13 protein-coding genes are annotated in these 13,825 nt (G+C 62.8%); 10 read left to right on the top strand and 3 right to left on the bottom strand.

Annotated features, from left to right (window positions below):
• Positions 1–17: 17 nt before the first annotated feature.
• Positions 18–1,736, top strand: coding sequence for a single-stranded-DNA-specific exonuclease RecJ (locus IE091_RS12375; RefSeq protein WP_422822529.1), 1,719 nt, complete (start codon positions 18–20; stop codon positions 1,734–1,736).
• Between the two features lie 70 nt (positions 1,737–1,806).
• Positions 1,807–2,424, top strand: coding sequence for a YitT family protein (locus IE091_RS12370; protein WP_039183377.1), 618 nt, complete (start codon positions 1,807–1,809; stop codon positions 2,422–2,424).
• 85 nt (positions 2,425–2,509) lie between these two features.
• Here the strand turns inward: IE091_RS12370 and IE091_RS12365 are convergent, their stop codons facing one another.
• A complete protein-coding gene (locus tag IE091_RS12365; protein WP_189463764.1) occupies positions 2,510–5,071 on the bottom strand; it encodes a heavy metal translocating P-type ATPase in 2,562 nt (853 codons plus the stop codon).
• Positions 5,038–5,481 carry a MerR family transcriptional regulator gene (locus IE091_RS12360; protein WP_189463776.1) on the bottom strand — a complete coding sequence of 148 codons (444 nt, stop codon included), beginning with the start codon at positions 5,479–5,481 and terminating at the stop codon, positions 5,038–5,040. Before IE091_RS12360 ends, IE091_RS12365 begins: the two co-directional genes overlap by 34 nt.
• A 268-nt stretch (positions 5,482–5,749) precedes the next feature.
• Between IE091_RS12360 and IE091_RS12355 the strand changes: the two genes are divergently transcribed.
• From IE091_RS12355 to rimI, 8 genes are all read left to right on the top strand, one after another.
• Positions 5,750–7,105: an OmpP1/FadL family transporter gene (locus IE091_RS12355; RefSeq protein WP_189463763.1), complete on the top strand. Its 1,356-nt coding sequence runs from the start codon at positions 5,750–5,752 to the stop codon at positions 7,103–7,105.
• Positions 7,106–7,341: 236 nt separating this feature from the next.
• Positions 7,342–8,440 (top strand): peptide chain release factor 2 gene (prfB, locus tag IE091_RS12350; RefSeq protein WP_139790145.1). Its coding sequence is split into 2 segments (ribosomal slippage): positions 7,342–7,416 and positions 7,418–8,440, totalling 1,098 coding nucleotides; the frame shifts between segments, so codons are not numbered across the junction.
• A 34-nt stretch (positions 8,441–8,474) separates the two neighbouring features.
• Entirely contained in the window at positions 8,475–9,986 is a 1,512-nt protein-coding gene (gene lysS / locus IE091_RS12345) for a lysine--tRNA ligase (protein ID WP_039183369.1), read from the top strand.
• Between the two features lie 89 nt (positions 9,987–10,075).
• Positions 10,076–10,462 carry a hypothetical protein gene (locus IE091_RS12340; RefSeq protein WP_016916012.1) on the top strand — a complete coding sequence of 129 codons (387 nt, stop codon included), beginning with the start codon at positions 10,076–10,078 and terminating at the stop codon, positions 10,460–10,462.
• A gap of 89 nt (positions 10,463–10,551) precedes the next feature.
• The gene (locus IE091_RS12335) at positions 10,552–11,955 is read left to right on the top strand and encodes an MFS transporter (protein ID WP_096923341.1); all 1,404 of its coding nucleotides are present in this window, start codon (positions 10,552–10,554) and stop codon (positions 11,953–11,955) included.
• 42 nt (positions 11,956–11,997) lie between these two features.
• A complete protein-coding gene (locus IE091_RS12330) occupies positions 11,998–12,306 on the top strand; it encodes a BolA family protein (protein ID WP_039183366.1) in 309 nt (102 codons plus the stop codon).
• On the top strand, positions 12,303–13,124 hold the full coding sequence (locus IE091_RS12325) for a hypothetical protein (protein ID WP_229800825.1): 822 nt from the start codon (positions 12,303–12,305) through the stop codon (positions 13,122–13,124). Before IE091_RS12330 ends, IE091_RS12325 begins: the two co-directional genes overlap by 4 nt.
• Positions 13,108–13,554: a ribosomal protein S18-alanine N-acetyltransferase gene (gene rimI, locus IE091_RS12320; protein ID WP_189463762.1), complete on the top strand. Its 447-nt coding sequence runs from the start codon at positions 13,108–13,110 to the stop codon at positions 13,552–13,554. Before IE091_RS12325 ends, rimI begins: the two co-directional genes overlap by 17 nt.
• Here rimI and IE091_RS12315 read toward each other — a convergent pair.
• On the bottom strand, positions 13,551–13,745 hold the full coding sequence (locus IE091_RS12315; RefSeq protein ID WP_016916017.1) for a cell division protein ZapB: 195 nt from the start codon (positions 13,743–13,745) through the stop codon (positions 13,551–13,553). The genes rimI and IE091_RS12315 overlap by 4 nt on opposite strands.
• Positions 13,746–13,825: the final 80 nt, after the last annotated feature.

The following is a 13,825-nucleotide window of genomic DNA, read 5'->3' as shown; positions in this document are numbered from 1 at the left end:
TGGACGAGGCTGTTTACATGCGCGCCCAGGCGCAAGGGCTAAGCGAGCTGCAGGCACGCCTGTTGGCGTCGCGGCTGCCCGGCTACACCGGCGAGCTGACGCCGCTGGTGTCGCCCAGCCTGCGCTATCTGGTGCATCCTGAGAAGCTGGCCGATGGTCGGCGCGCCGCGGAACGTATCGCCCAGGCCGTCGCCGAAGGCGAATCCATCGGCATCCTGACCGATTACGATGTCGATGGCATCACCTCTCATGTGGTTATCCGGCGTACTCTGGTCGAGCTGTTTGGCGTGCCCGAGCATAAGCTGCACAGCCTGATTGGCCACCGTATTCACGATGGCTATGGCATCAGCCTGCCGCTGGTGGAGCGTACGCTCGGCTTGAAGCCGCTGCCCACGCTGGTGATCACCGCCGACTGTGGCAGCTCCGATGAGCCGCGTATCGCGCGCTTGAAAGCGGCGGGGATCGACGTGGTGGTCAGCGACCACCATGCGCTGCCCTTGGAAGGCCCGCCGCCCTCGGCCTACGCCTGCGTCAACCCCACCCGCAGCGACTGTCGCTATCCGGATAAAACCATCGCGGGCTGCATGGTGGCGTGGTTACTGATGTCACTGGCCCGTAGCGTGCTGGTGGAGTGGGGCGCGCTGCCGGATGCTACCCCCAAGCTTTCGCCCTGGCTCTCCTACGTGGCCCTGGGCACGGTGGCCGACTGCGTCTCGTTGGGGGGCAGCCCTGCCAACCGAGCGGTGGTCAGCCATGGGCTGACCCTGATCAACCGCATGGATGCGGCCTGCTGGCGCGCCATGGCCGCTCGGCTGGGAGCCGACAGCGTCCCGTTCAACGCCGAAACCCTGGCGTTTCAGATGGGCCCGCGCATCAATGCCCGCTCGCGGCTGGACGACCCTTATGCGGCGCTGCACTTCATGCTGGCCGAGAGCGACGGCGTCGCCAATCGGCAGTTGGAGGTGCTGGATCAGGATAATCAATCGCGCAAGGCCATCGAAGCCGACATGACCGAGGAAGCCAAGGCGCTGGCGGTCGCGGCTCTGGAGGCCAACGAGCCCGCTATCGTGGTGCTGCTGGAAGACGGCCACCCCGGCGTGCAAGGGATCGTCGCTTCTCGCCTGGTACAGGCCTATGGCCGTCCGGCGCTGATACTGACGCGGGCCGCTGCACCCAACATGCTGACCGGTTCTGGCCGCTCCATCGATGGCCTGCACCTGCGCGACGCGCTGCAAAGAACCTTCGAGCTGGCACCAGAGGCGCTGCCGCGCTTTGGTGGGCACAGCGGTGCCGCAGGGGTCGGTGTGCCCAGGGAGCAGTTGGCGGCCTTCAAAGCGGCCTTTCTGCAGGCCGTCGGCGAGCAACTGGGCAACATGCCGCTCTATCCTCGCCTATGGACCGATGGCGAGCTGTCGACGGCCCAGCTTAGCCTGGCCACGCTGGAAGAGATCGAGACCCTGGGCCCCTATGGCCGGGAGTTCGAGCCTCCGCTGTTCGAAGGGCGCTTCATCGTTGAGGCGCTGCGCCCGGTGGGAGCCGAAGGCTCGCATCTGATGATGGAGCTTTCCATGGGAGCGGTGACCAGCAAGGCGATCTGGTTTCGCGCCCTGACGCCAGGCGAGCTGCCTTCGTTTGGGGTGGGCGACACCTTGCACTGTGCCTACAAGCTCAACCGCAACCGCTGGCGCGGTCGCGAGGCACTGCAGTTGATGGTGGAGCACGCTAGCCCCGTTTGACGCGCTCCGCTATCCTCGCGTCCTTGGCCGATGATGCGGCCGCTCCAACAATCCTAAAAAGGACGCACCGATGCGCATGGAAGATCTTCCCAAGGACCCCCACAAGCCTTACGAGGACGTGATGGCGATGCTGCTGGGCACGCTGTTCGTGGCGCTGGGGGTCACCCTCTATACCCACGCGGTGCTGCTGACAGGCAGCACCGCCGGGATGGCGCTGCTGCTGAATTACCTGACCGGATGGGGGTTCGGCGTGTGGTTCTTTGCCATCAACCTGCCGTTTTACTATCTGGCAATCAAGCGCATGGGCTGGAGCTTTACGCTGCGTACCTTTGCCGCCATTGGCCTGGTCTCGCTATTTTCCGAGTTGACCCAGCGCTGGGTCAGCTTTGAAAGCGTCCCTTCGCTGTACGCCGCCGTGATGGGCGGCGCGCTGATGGGCATTGGCATGCTGATGCTGTTTCGCCACCGTACCAGCCTCGGCGGCATCAACATTCTGGCGCTCTACCTGCAAGACAAGCATGGCCTGCGGGCAGGCTTTGTGCAGCTGGGAATCGACGCCGTCATTTTGCTCATCGCCCTGACCCAGCTCCCGCTGGACCGAGTGGGTTACTCGGTGCTCGGCGCGCTGACGCTCAACCTGATCATTGCATTGAACCATAAGCCAGGACGTTACATCGGCGTGAGCTGATGTCTTGCTCAGCGTGGCGTGCTGCCCCAGAACCACCAGACGATGGCCGCGATCAGCGCAAGGCCTATCAGGTTCACCAGCAGGTTCATGATCGTGGCTCCTGTGGCGACAGGGCAGTGGGCGGGCGCCAGCGTCTCAAGCGGTTGGCGTTGCTCACCACGGTGATGGAGGAGAGCGACATGGCGGCTCCGGCAATCATGGGCGAGAGCAGCATGCCGGTGAACGGGTATAGCACTCCGGCGGCGACAGGAATGCACAGCACGTTGTAACCGAACGCGCCCACCAGGTTCTGCTTGATGTTGGTGAGCGTTGCTCGGCTGATGGCGATGGCGTCCGCGACCCCGTGCAGCGAGCCGCGCATCAAGGTGATTCCCGCACTTTCGATGGCGACATCGGTGCCTTGGCCGATGGCAAAGCCCACGTTGGCGCGCGCCAGAGCCGGGGCGTCGTTGATGCCATCGCCCACCATGCCAACGATCTCTCCCGCTTGCTGCAAGCGCTCGATTTCGGCGTGTTTGTCTTCCGGTAATAGCCCCGCACGGTACTCCTCGAGGCCCACTTCCCGGGCAACGGCAGCAGCCGCGTGGGAGTGGTCTCCTGTCAGCATGATGACGTTGACGCCTTCTTGCTGCAGTCGCGCGATGGCCGCTTTGGCATCGCTGCGCAGCGGGTCGCTGATGCCGAAGAGGGCGGTCAATTGGCCGTCCACCGCCAGATACACCAGCGTGCGTGCTTTGTGTTCCAGTGGGCCGGCAATGGCCTGTCCAGCCGTCAGATCGACGCCTTCGTTGACGAGCAGCAGTGCGTTACCCAGCAGCAGCGTTCGGCCATCCTCGGTATGCGCCTTGACTCCGCCCCCGGTCACGCTATCGAAGCCGCGAATCTCAGCAGCCTTGGCACCCGCTGCTTCGCCATAGGTGGTCAATGCTGCGGCGAGCGGGTGCTCCGAGCGGCGCTCTAGTGCCAGGACATAGCCGAGTGCGGTATTGGCATCGCCGTGCAGTATCTCGGCGTCTGTCACGCTGGGCTTGCCCTCGGTCAGCGTGCCGGTCTTGTCCACCACCAGGGTGGTGAGTTTGCTGGCGGTTTGCAGGGCCTCACCGTTTCTGACCAGCACTCCCTGTTCAGCGGCCTTGCCCACGCCGATCATGGTGGATATCGGTGTGGCCAGGCCCAGCGCGCAGGGGCAGGCGATGATCAGCACGGTAGTGGCGGTGACCAGCATGTGGATCACCCGAGGCTCGGCGCCCAGGTTGAACCAGGCCAGCGCAGTGAGCACGGCAATGATCATCACCGAGGGCACGAAGATACTCGAAATTCTGTCGGCCAGTTCGCCAATCGGCGGGCGCGAGTTCTGTGCGATGGCCACCTGCTCGGTGATCTGCCCCAGGCGTGTATCGGCCCCGACGCGGGTGGCCTGGTAGACCAGGCTGCCTTTGCCGTTCACGGTGCCGGCGCTGACGTCGTCTCCCATGCGCTTTTTGATGGGCAGCGGCTCACCGGTGAGCATGGACTCATCAATATGGCTCTCGCCTTCCAGCACCTTGCCATCCACCGGCAGGCGCTCGCCCGGGCGCACGCGGATATGCTCGCCTTGACGAACCGCGTCGATGTCGACTTCTTGCTCTTCACCATCGCGCACCACCCGCGCCGTGCGGCTTTGCAGATCCAGCAGGCGTTTCAAGGCGTTGCTGGTGCGACCGCGGGCTTTGAGCTCCAGCGCATTGCCCAACAGAATCAGGCCGATCACCATGGCAGAGGCTTCAAAATAGATGCCGTGCGCCACCTCAGGCAACCAGGGGGCAAAGACCACCACCACCATGGAGTAGAGCCAGGCGGTGCCGGTACCCATGGCCACCAAGGTGTCCATGTTGGCTTGATGATGCTTGAGGTTCTTCCATGCATTCAAAAAGAAGTGGCGGCCAGGAAAGACCAGGATGGCCAGGGTGAGCAGGCCAATCACCAGCCAGAACAAGCGCCCCATCCCCACCGGGTGCGGGTGATAGAAAAACATGCCGAGCATGAGCGGTAGAGCCAAGGCGAGCGAGTAGACGCTTCCCTTCAGGCGCGTTCGATAGAGCCGCGCTTCTTGTTCTGCGCGTGTCTCTTCGGCGGCGCGCATATCGACAATCGGTTCGGCGCTGTAGCCTGCGGCATCGACGGCGGCCATCAGCGTCGCTGCATCGACATGGCCAAATACTTGGGCGGTATGGGTCGCGAAATTGACGCTGGCCGTATCCACGCCTTGTACGCGTTCCAAGGCTTTCTGGACGCTTTTGACGCAGCTGGCGCAGGTCATGCCGGTGATGGCCAGGCGTATTCGCTGGCTGCCTTGATGGGAGCGTGGCGTGTCAGCCGTGTGGGCCGCTGCCGTCGAGTCGTTACCTTCGGCCTCGGTTTTGGTGTCGTCAACGGCAGGTGGGGCCAGCTCGCTGGGGGGGTAGCCTGCCTGAGCCAGGGCGTCATCCAGAGCCGTCATGCTCAGGGTGGTGGTGACCTCCAGGCGTTTGTCGGCTGGGAAGCCGGTTACCTCGGCAGTGGTGTCCTCGGCGAGAATCGCTTCCCGCATGCGCTTGACGCAGCCCTGGCAGTTCATGCCGGGTACGGTGCGGGTCAGCGTTGTTGGCGGTGCGGGGCGTTGGGGCATGCTGCCTCCTCGGGAAAACTTTCGATCAAGCGGCACAGGCTGTGGCCATCGGGGGTGCCGTCGGGCATGGCCTGCCAGCTCTCCAGCGCCTGCTCCATGCGGTGCGCCAGCGCTTCCAGCTCGGCAATGCGCGCCCTGATTTGCGGCAGGCGATGGGCCAGCAGGTCGCGTACCAGCGGGCAGGGCGAGTCGCCCTGGTCGGCATGGGCCAGAATGTCGCGTATTTCGGCCACGCTAAAGCCCAGTTTGCGGGCGCGCTGAATGAAGTGCAGGCGCTCCAGGTCCCCAGCCGTGTAGAGCTGATAGCCATTGTCTGGATGCCTGCTCGGCGTCAAGAGGCCTTCACGGGTGTAGTGACGCACCGTTTCCGCCGTGACGCCACCGCGTTTGGCCAGTTCACCGACTTTGATGGCGCTCACGAAGCCTCCTTTTTGACACCGCTTTCGAAAAAGATAGTGTAAAACCCTTGGGTAACCCATAGGTCAAGGGCCGCCCTTATCTCCATCGAAATGACTAAAACACTGATTTCAAACGGCCGTGCGACTAATGTATAAGTAAAAAACAAAATAAAACGCTCGTTTGCCCTTGAACCAAACCCTACATTGGGCGAAAACTTAGGTGTCAGAACAATGCGGATGGAACGCACCGTCCGACGGATCATCGGGAGAGAGGCCCACCATGAATAATAACTTCAACAAGCTGACCCTTGCGGCTGCCATCGCAGCGGTAGCCTTCACCGGCCAAGCGCAGGCGGGCGGATACCAGATCAATGAACAGAGCGTCAGTGGCCAGGGCTATGGCCATGCTGGGCGTAGCTCGAACGTCAATGACGCCACCATCGTGTTCGGTAACCCTGCGGGTATGTCGTTCCTGGACCGTGCCCAGGTGACGGCAGGCGGCACTTACCTGAACGTGAATACAGACATTCGTAACGTGGAAGCCAGCCGCACGCTGGACGCTGGCGTTGCGCTGGGCGGTGCACCTGCCGGGGTGCAGGTGCCGATTGGTGGCGTACCCGGTACCAACGACGGCGACATGGTGCCAGGCACCCTCATACCGTTTGCTTTCTATGCCCAGCCGGTCAATGACCGCCTGGCCTTCGGTTTTGGTGTGTATGCTCCCTTTGGCTCCAAAACCGACTATGAAGACAGCTTTCAGGGTCGCTACTTTGGCGACTACACCGAAGTCCGCGTAGTTAGTGCCCAGCCTACGGTCTCCTATCGCTTCAACGACCAGTGGTCGGTGGGGGCCGGCGTGACCTACAACCGCGTCGACGGTGAGCTGCGTCGTCAGCTTCCGTCTGGAGTAGGCTTCAATGCCGCCACCGATATCGACCCCCGCGTGGAAGGGGATGACGATGCCTGGGGTTACAACCTGGGGGTGATCTATCAACCCGTTCCCGAAACCACGTTCGGCCTCACCTACCGTTCCAAGGTGGATTACACGCTGGAAGGCAGCTTTGTGGCGCGGGATCCTGCGGGTAACGTAGTGCGCGCAGATGACAGTGCGACGCTGGATCTGACCACGCCTGAAACCATCAACTTCTCGCTGACTCAGCAGATGAGCGACCGCCTGAAGCTGATGTTTGGCACCTCGTGGGTACGCTGGAGCCGCTTCGATCAGATTCTGGTCCAGGGTGGGCAGGGCGACACCATTACTCGAGAGCAGCAGGATTACTCCAACGCCTGGGCGTTCGCGACCGGCGGCGAGTACCAGTTGACACCGCAGCTTGCCCTGCGTGCAGGCGTCACGCTCGACTTCACGCCCACCAGCGATGAGTTCCGCAGCGTACGTATCCCGTCAGATGACCGGCGCATTTTCTCGATTGGCGCAGGCTGGAGCCCCACGCCAGACCTGACGCTTGACTTCGCCTACTCCTACCTGACCGAGCGCGGCACCTTCGTCGAGCAAGAGCGGCGCGACCTGCTGGCCAGCGCACAAACCGGTGGCCAGCCCATTGGCGGGTTGAACTACTCGGCTGATTACAAGAACGAAGCCCATGGCTTTGGTGCTCAGCTGACCTATCGGTTCTGATGTGACGGCTCGCGCTTACTGATCGACTGACCCGGCTTCGGCCGGGTTTTTTTGCTTTCTCAGGATGGGTGCGATTGGCAGCGGGTTTGGTTACAATGCCTGCCAGAATGTCGCCGTTGGGGTGGCTGGCACCGTCTCGGGTGGCCAGGCCACCCCAACGGCGACTGTCTCTTTTGCGGCGCGAGGCGACCCCCGCGTCAGCGAGCTTTATTTACCGACCAAGATTAGGGCGATCCATGCTGGAAACCAACCCGATTCACAACCAGATCAAGGACCTGTCTGAGCGGACAGACGTTCTTAGGGGGTATCTTTGACTATGCCGAGCGTAAAGATCGGCTAGAAGAAGTTTCCCGCGAGCTCGAAGACCCCAACGTCTGGAACGATCCGGAATACGCCCAGAAACTGGGCAAGGAACGGGCCTCCCTGGAAGCCATCGTGGCCACCATCGACGAGCTGGAGCAGGGCCTGGCGGATAGCCGCGACCTGTTGGAGCTGGCCGAGATGGAAGAGGACGAGGCCACGGTCGAGGAAGTCCGCAAGGAGCTGTCCGGACTGCAAGATGCGTTGGAAAAACTCGAGTTTCGCCGCATGTTCTCGGGAGAAATGGACGAGAACAACGCTTATCTGGATATTCAGTCAGGATCGGGCGGCACCGAAGCTCAGGATTGGGCCAACATTCTGCTGCGCATGTACCTGCGTTGGGCCGAAAGCCACGGCTTCAAGACCGAGATCATCGAAATCTCTGCCGGGGAAGTCGCGGGCATCAAGTCGGCGTCGCTGCATATTCAGGGTGACCATGCCTTTGGCTGGCTGCGTACCGAAACCGGCGTCCATCGTCTGGTGCGCAAGAGCCCCTTCGACTCGGGTGGCCGTCGCCACACCTCGTTTGCCTCCGTCTTTCTGTCGCCAGAAATCGACGACAGCTTCGAGGTCGAGATCAACCCGTCGGACCTGCGCGTGGATACCTACCGCTCCAGCGGTGCGGGTGGCCAGCACGTCAACACCACCGACTCGGCGGTGCGGATCACCCACGAGCCCACCGGCATCGTGGTGGCCTGTCAAAACCAGCGTAGCCAGCATGCCAACCGCGACTTCGCCATGAAGCAGTTGAAAGCGAAGCTGTGGGAATTCGAAATGCAAAAGCGCAACGCTGCCAAGCAGGAAGCGGAAGACTCCAAGGCCGACATCGGCTGGGGTAGCCAGATTCGCTCTTACGTACTGGACGATCAGCGCATCAAGGATTTGCGCACCGGCGTTCAATCCAGCAACTGTGACAAGGTACTCGACGGCGATCTGGACCAGTTCATCGTCGCCAGCCTGAAGCAGGGTCTGTAATCTTTTTAGCGTGTGAATTTGAATAGGGTGCCCGATGGCCAACCAAGACGCGTCTTCTTTCGACAATGAAAATCACCTGATCGCCGAGCGCCGTGCCAAGCTCGCCGCCCGCCGTGAGCGGGCGGCAGAGCAGGGCAAGAGTGCCTTTCCAAACGACTTTCGCCGCGACAGCCTGACCGTAGAGCTACAGCAACTGCTGGGTGACAAGGACAAGGCCGAGCTGGAAGCGCTTGACCATCAGGCGTCGGTAGCGGGTCGTGTCATGCGCCAGCGTGGCCCCTTCATCGTGATTCAGGATGTGGCTGGCCAGATTCAGCTCTACGTGGACAAGAAAGGGCTGCCGGAAGACGTGCTGGAGGACATCAAGGGCTGGGACATCGGCGATATCGTCGCGGCCCGCGGCCCGGTGCACAAATCCGGCAAGGGCGACCTCTACGTCATGATGGTGGAAGCGCAGCTGCTCACCAAGAGCCTGCGCCCCCTGCCGGACAAGTTCCATGGCCTGACCGACCAGGAAGCGCGCTATCGTCAGCGTTACGTAGACCTGATCATGAACCCGCAGTCGCGCAAGGTATTCGAAACCCGTGCGGCGGTGATCAGCTCCATGCGGCGCTTCTTCGAAGCGCGCGGCTTCATGGAAGTGGAAACGCCCATGCTGCAGCCGATCCCCGGTGGAGCTGCGGCGCGCCCTTTCATTACTCACCACAATGCGCTGGACATCGACATGTACCTGCGCATCGCGCCCGAGCTGTACCTCAAGCGTCTGGTGGTCGGCGGTTTCGAGAAGGTCTTCGAAATCAACCGTAACTTCCGCAACGAAGGGCTCTCCACGCGCCACAACCCCGAGTTCACCATGGTGGAGTTCTACTGGGCCTACGCGGATTACCGCGACCTGCTGGACATGACCGAAGCCATGCTGCGCACGGCAGCCCAGGAAGTGCTGGGCACCACCACCCTTACCTACCAGGGGGCCAGCTACGACTTCGGCCAGCCCTTCAAGCGCCTGACCCTGCGCCAGGCGATTCTGGATCACGGCGACGGTATCACCGAGGCCGACCTGGCGACGCTGGACGCTGCTCGCGCGGCTGCCGAGAAGCTTGGTATCAAGGTGAAAGAGAGCTGGGGCCTGGGTAAGCTGCAGACCGAGATCTTCGAGGAAGTGGCCGAGCACAGGCTCGACCAGCCCACGTTCATTACCGAATACCCCGCCGAGGTGAGCCCCTTGGCGCGTCGCAACGACGCCGACCCGTTCGTCACCGACCGCTTCGAGTTCTTTGTCGGTGGGCGTGAAATCGCCAATGGTTTCTCGGAGCTGAACGACGCCGAAGACCAGGCGGAGCGTTTCCGTGAGCAGGCAGCCGAAAAAGACGCCGGGGACCTGGAAGCCATGTACTACGATGCCGACTACGTTCGCGCCCTGGAGTACGGTATGCCGCCCACGGCAGGCGAAGGCATCGGGATCGACCGGCTGGTGATGCTGTTTACCGACAGTCCCTCCATTCGAGACGTGTTGTTGTTCCCGGCGATGCGCCCCGAGGTTGATTAACGTTAAACGTCGCACGGGCGGACGAAAAGTTGGTAAGGGCGCGTTTTAGCGCCCATAATGGTCAACGTTTCGACGGCGAGGAGAATCCCATGAAACTGCTAAATCGCTCTGCCTTGAGCGTCAGGCCGACCCAGACCTTCGTGGACTGGATCAATGCGCTCGAACCCACCATGGGAGACGACGACCTGACCCTGGCCGACGTCGAGCGTGAAAGCACGGTGTATCTGATTCCCGAAATGGATACCCCGGAGGCGCTGGAGACGTTTGTCCGCGACCGGCACGTGGAGATTCTGGAAACCGAGCTGCGCGCCTGGGAAGAGGATGAGCGCCAGTGGCCCGAAAAACTCGACTGGGCACTGTTCGAGGATTTCCTGCGCGTCGAGCACAGCTATCTGGCCATCGACCTGGATGACGAGACGGCCCTCGAGATCTCTGACGTTGACGATGCCCTGCTGCTCGACAACGAACAAGATTAGCGTGCTATTATTTTTAGCGTGAGCGCACTGTGAAACCGGCTTCGGCCGGTTTCGCCGTTTCAGAGGGGGTTGTTCAGGAAGTGATGACCATGCGACTGTTCGAAACTCGCCCCGGTGACGACGGCCTGCCCGGGCCGGAGCGACGGCTGGCCGTGCTGGCCTTGGTGACCGGTACCTTGATGGCGGTCATGGATACCACCATGATCAACCTGGCGTTACCGACGATTGCCGCCGATCTGGATATCCCGGCGTCTCGGGCCGTCTGGATCACCAACCTGTTTCAAGTGGTATGCGCCGCCTTTTTGCTGGTGTTTGCCGGTATCAGCGAGCTGGTCACACGGCGGCGGCTGTACCTGTTCGGCATCGGCCTGTTCATGGCCGCCTCGCTGGGGGCGGCGTTATCCCGACAGTGGGAGTCATTGCTGGTGTTTCGCGCCTTGCAAGGGCTGGGCGCTGCCGCCACCCTCTCCATAGGGCCATCGCTCTATCGTGCCATCTTCCCGTCGCGGCTGTTGGGCAGCGCGCTCGGCTTGAGTGCGCTGGTGGTGGCCGGGGGCTACGCGGCTGGCCCGACCTTGAGTGGCGTCATCCTGTCGTTCGCCGATTGGCCGTGGCTGTTTGCGCTGAACGTGCCCCTGGGGCTCTGCTCGCTCTGGCTGGCGGGCCGGGCCTTGCCACGCGACATTCCCCGGCAGGGCGCCTTCGATACCCTGGGTGCGCTCTACTCCATGCTGATGCTGGCCAGCTTCTTCGTGGCCATGGACGCCGTCGGGCACGCTGCGCCCCTGTGGCAAAGCGGGGGCTGGGCACTGCTGGCCGTGCTGGCTTGCGGGCTGTTTATCCGCCGTCAGCGGCACGCCCCTTATCCGCTGCTGCCGCTGAGCGTCTTTGCCGAAAAGCGTTTTACCCTGGCCGTGTCGGCTTCTGGACTGGCGTTTATCGGCCAAGGGCTGACCTTCGTGGCGCTGTCGTTTTTCTATCAGGAGCAGATGGGCTTTTCACCGCTGGAAACGGCCTGGCTGTTCACCCCGTGGCCGCTGGCCATCATGCTGGTGGGGCCGCTGGCGGGCAGGTTGGCAGACCGTATCAACCCTAGCCTGCTGTCGAGCACGGGCCTGGTGCTGCTGATCATCGGGCTGGTGGCGCTGGCGCAGGTCGATGAAGGCACTGGCGTGGCGGGAAGTCTGTGGCGCACGGCGCTGTGCGGCATCGGTTTTGGCCTGTTTCAGCCGCCCAACAACCGCGAAATGATGGGCAGCCTGCCGCCGGAGCGTAGCGCCAATGTGTCAGGGGTCATGAGCACCATGCGCACGGTCGGGCAGTCTTTCGGGGTGGCCCTGGTGGGGGCTGCCCTGGCGCTAGGAGCGCCCGTTCAGCTGACCCTTTGGCTGGGGGCGGCCACCACGCTTCTGGCGCTGCTGGCCAGCCTGTCGCGTATTCGCGTGGCGCAGCAGGCGTTATTGGCGCGGCGGGCATCGTCGGCTGGCAAGTAAGGGCGTACAATGGTGGCGTTGCGGACAGAAGGAGAACGCCCCATGGCGATACAGACACAGATCGAGCAGAAGTTGGCGGCGCTGACCCCTGAGCTGCTCCAGGTCGAAAACGAAAGCCACATGCACAACGTGCCGGCCAACTCTGAAACGCATTTCAAGGTCACGCTAGTCAGCGACAGCTTCGAAGCCATGATGCCGGTGAAACGCCACCAGCAGATCTATGCGCTGCTGGCCGACGAGCTGTCGGGGCCGGTGCACGCCCTGGCGCTGCACCTCTACACGCCCACCGAGTGGCAGGCACGGGGCGGTGCGCGCCCCGATTCGCCCAACTGTCGTGGCGGCGAAAAGTGACACCGGAAGCCGCGCGAAGGCACTATCTGGAGGCCATGGGCATTACCGCCTGGGCCTCCCGCTATCAACTGCCCAACGCACTCCCCACGCAAGCCTGTGAATGGGAAGACGCCCCTGCCAAGGCGCCGCCGCGCGAGCGCCTGCACGCCCTGCTGGACGATGCTCCGCCCCCGCGCCCACGGCCCGCTGCGGCAGAGGCCAGCGCCCCCGCGCCTGCCAGTTCCCATGCCGCCCCCCAGGCGGTGCGCGCGCTGCTGGGCGGCCAACCTGTCGAAACGCCTGCGCCGCAAGCGTCAGACGATGCCGTATCCGAGACCCCCAAGGCAGTGGCCAAACCGCTGGAGTTCAGCCTGTCCTGCGTCTGTCTCGGTGGCCGCTGGCTCAGCCTGTGCGAAGGCGACATGTCGCCTTCCGAGCAGCAGCTGTTGGCCAATATGCTGCGTGCGGCGGGCCTTTTGAAAGGCGAGCTGCCTACGCTGGTCACTTTCAAATGGCCGCCGATGGCCACCGCATTTACCCCAGAGGACCCGTTGGAAGAAGCCCAGGAGGGTCTGGCTGCCTTCGTCTCCGGCGCGGCCAGCCGTCAGGGCTGGGCGTTGGAAAACGTGCTCTGGTGGGGTGCGAGCGATGCCGTCGAGGCATCGGCCATGGCGCAGGTGATGGCCCTGACCGATGGGCGTAGCCGCAGCTTGTCCTTGCCGGTATGGGAGGCGCCAGGGTTATCGACACTAATGCAGCAGGCCGGGACCAAACGTGCCCTGTGGCCACGGTTGGTGGCATTGGGGCAGCAGTGGAGCCGGCATGATCACTCGGCTTGACGGCCAGCACGCCGAAGGAGTGTGCTCGCTCGAAGCGCAGGCGCGCAGCGGAGCAAGTCGCGCTCAGTTGCTGGCAGCGCTGCAGGACGAGCAAGCCTGGGTGGCAGGGTATTGGCAAGAGAGCGTTCTGCTGGGCTATGCGCTGCTGGTCAGGCTGCCCTTCGATGCCGAGTTGCAGGCCATTGGCGTAAGCCCTGAGGCACAGGGGCAAGGAGTGGGGAGGCAGTTGCTGGACGCCTGCGTGGCCGTGGCCAGGCAGTGGTCATCCGAGCGGCTATTGCTGGAAGTGCGCGCTGGCAACCAGCGGGCCATAGCGCTTTATCGTCGGGCGGAGTTCGCACAGGATGGGTGCCGTAAAGGCTACTACCCGGCCGCTGAAGGGACGACCGGGCGAGAAGATGCGCTGCTGATGTCGCGGTCGTTGCCTTAAGAGGCGCTGCCCCCTTCGATACCGTCGAACTTGCTCAGGACACCTTGCAGGCGACGCTCCCACTCTTCGCGCTCCTGCTTCAGCTGGCTGTTTTCATTACGAAGCTCTTCGTTTTCCAACTTCATCATCTCCAACGCCTCGACGGTGTCGGTGACTTTCTGCTCCAACTGATTGAAAAGCTCCAGGCTCATGCCTACCTCCGGTGACGATCGGCAGGCAGCGGCCTGCCGACATGGGAATGAAGAACGATGTCGATGCGCCGAGCGTAACG

The sequence above is a fragment of the Vreelandella hamiltonii genome (assembly GCF_014651775.1).
Classification (GTDB): Bacteria; Pseudomonadota; Gammaproteobacteria; order Pseudomonadales; family Halomonadaceae; genus Vreelandella; species Vreelandella hamiltonii.
The sequence above is the reverse complement of the archived record's forward strand: the minus strand, read 5'-3'. Positions and strand labels throughout refer to the sequence as shown.

What these genes read in the sequence shown, in the direction of transcription:
- IE091_RS12330 (WP_039183366.1), top strand. Translation starts at nt 11,998, where the DNA reads ATGGCGATACAGACACAGATCGAGCAGAAGTTGGCGGCGCTGACCCCT.
- IE091_RS12355 (WP_189463763.1), top strand. Translation starts at nt 5,750, where the DNA reads ATGAATAATAACTTCAACAAGCTGACCCTTGCGGCTGCCATCGCAGCG.
- IE091_RS12315 (WP_016916017.1), bottom strand. Translation starts at nt 13,745, where the DNA reads ATGAGCCTGGAGCTTTTCAATCAGTTGGAGCAGAAAGTCACCGACACC.
- IE091_RS12375 (WP_422822529.1), top strand. Translation starts at nt 18, where the DNA reads ATGCGCGCCCAGGCGCAAGGGCTAAGCGAGCTGCAGGCACGCCTGTTG.
- IE091_RS12365 (WP_189463764.1), bottom strand. Translation starts at nt 5,071, where the DNA reads ATGCCCCAACGCCCCGCACCGCCAACAACGCTGACCCGCACCGTACCC.
- IE091_RS12335 (WP_096923341.1), top strand. Translation starts at nt 10,552, where the DNA reads ATGCGACTGTTCGAAACTCGCCCCGGTGACGACGGCCTGCCCGGGCCG.
- rimI (WP_189463762.1), top strand. Translation starts at nt 13,108, where the DNA reads ATGATCACTCGGCTTGACGGCCAGCACGCCGAAGGAGTGTGCTCGCTC.
- IE091_RS12370 (WP_039183377.1), top strand. Translation starts at nt 1,807, where the DNA reads ATGCGCATGGAAGATCTTCCCAAGGACCCCCACAAGCCTTACGAGGAC.
- lysS (WP_039183369.1), top strand. Translation starts at nt 8,475, where the DNA reads ATGGCCAACCAAGACGCGTCTTCTTTCGACAATGAAAATCACCTGATC.
- IE091_RS12340 (WP_016916012.1), top strand. Translation starts at nt 10,076, where the DNA reads ATGAAACTGCTAAATCGCTCTGCCTTGAGCGTCAGGCCGACCCAGACC.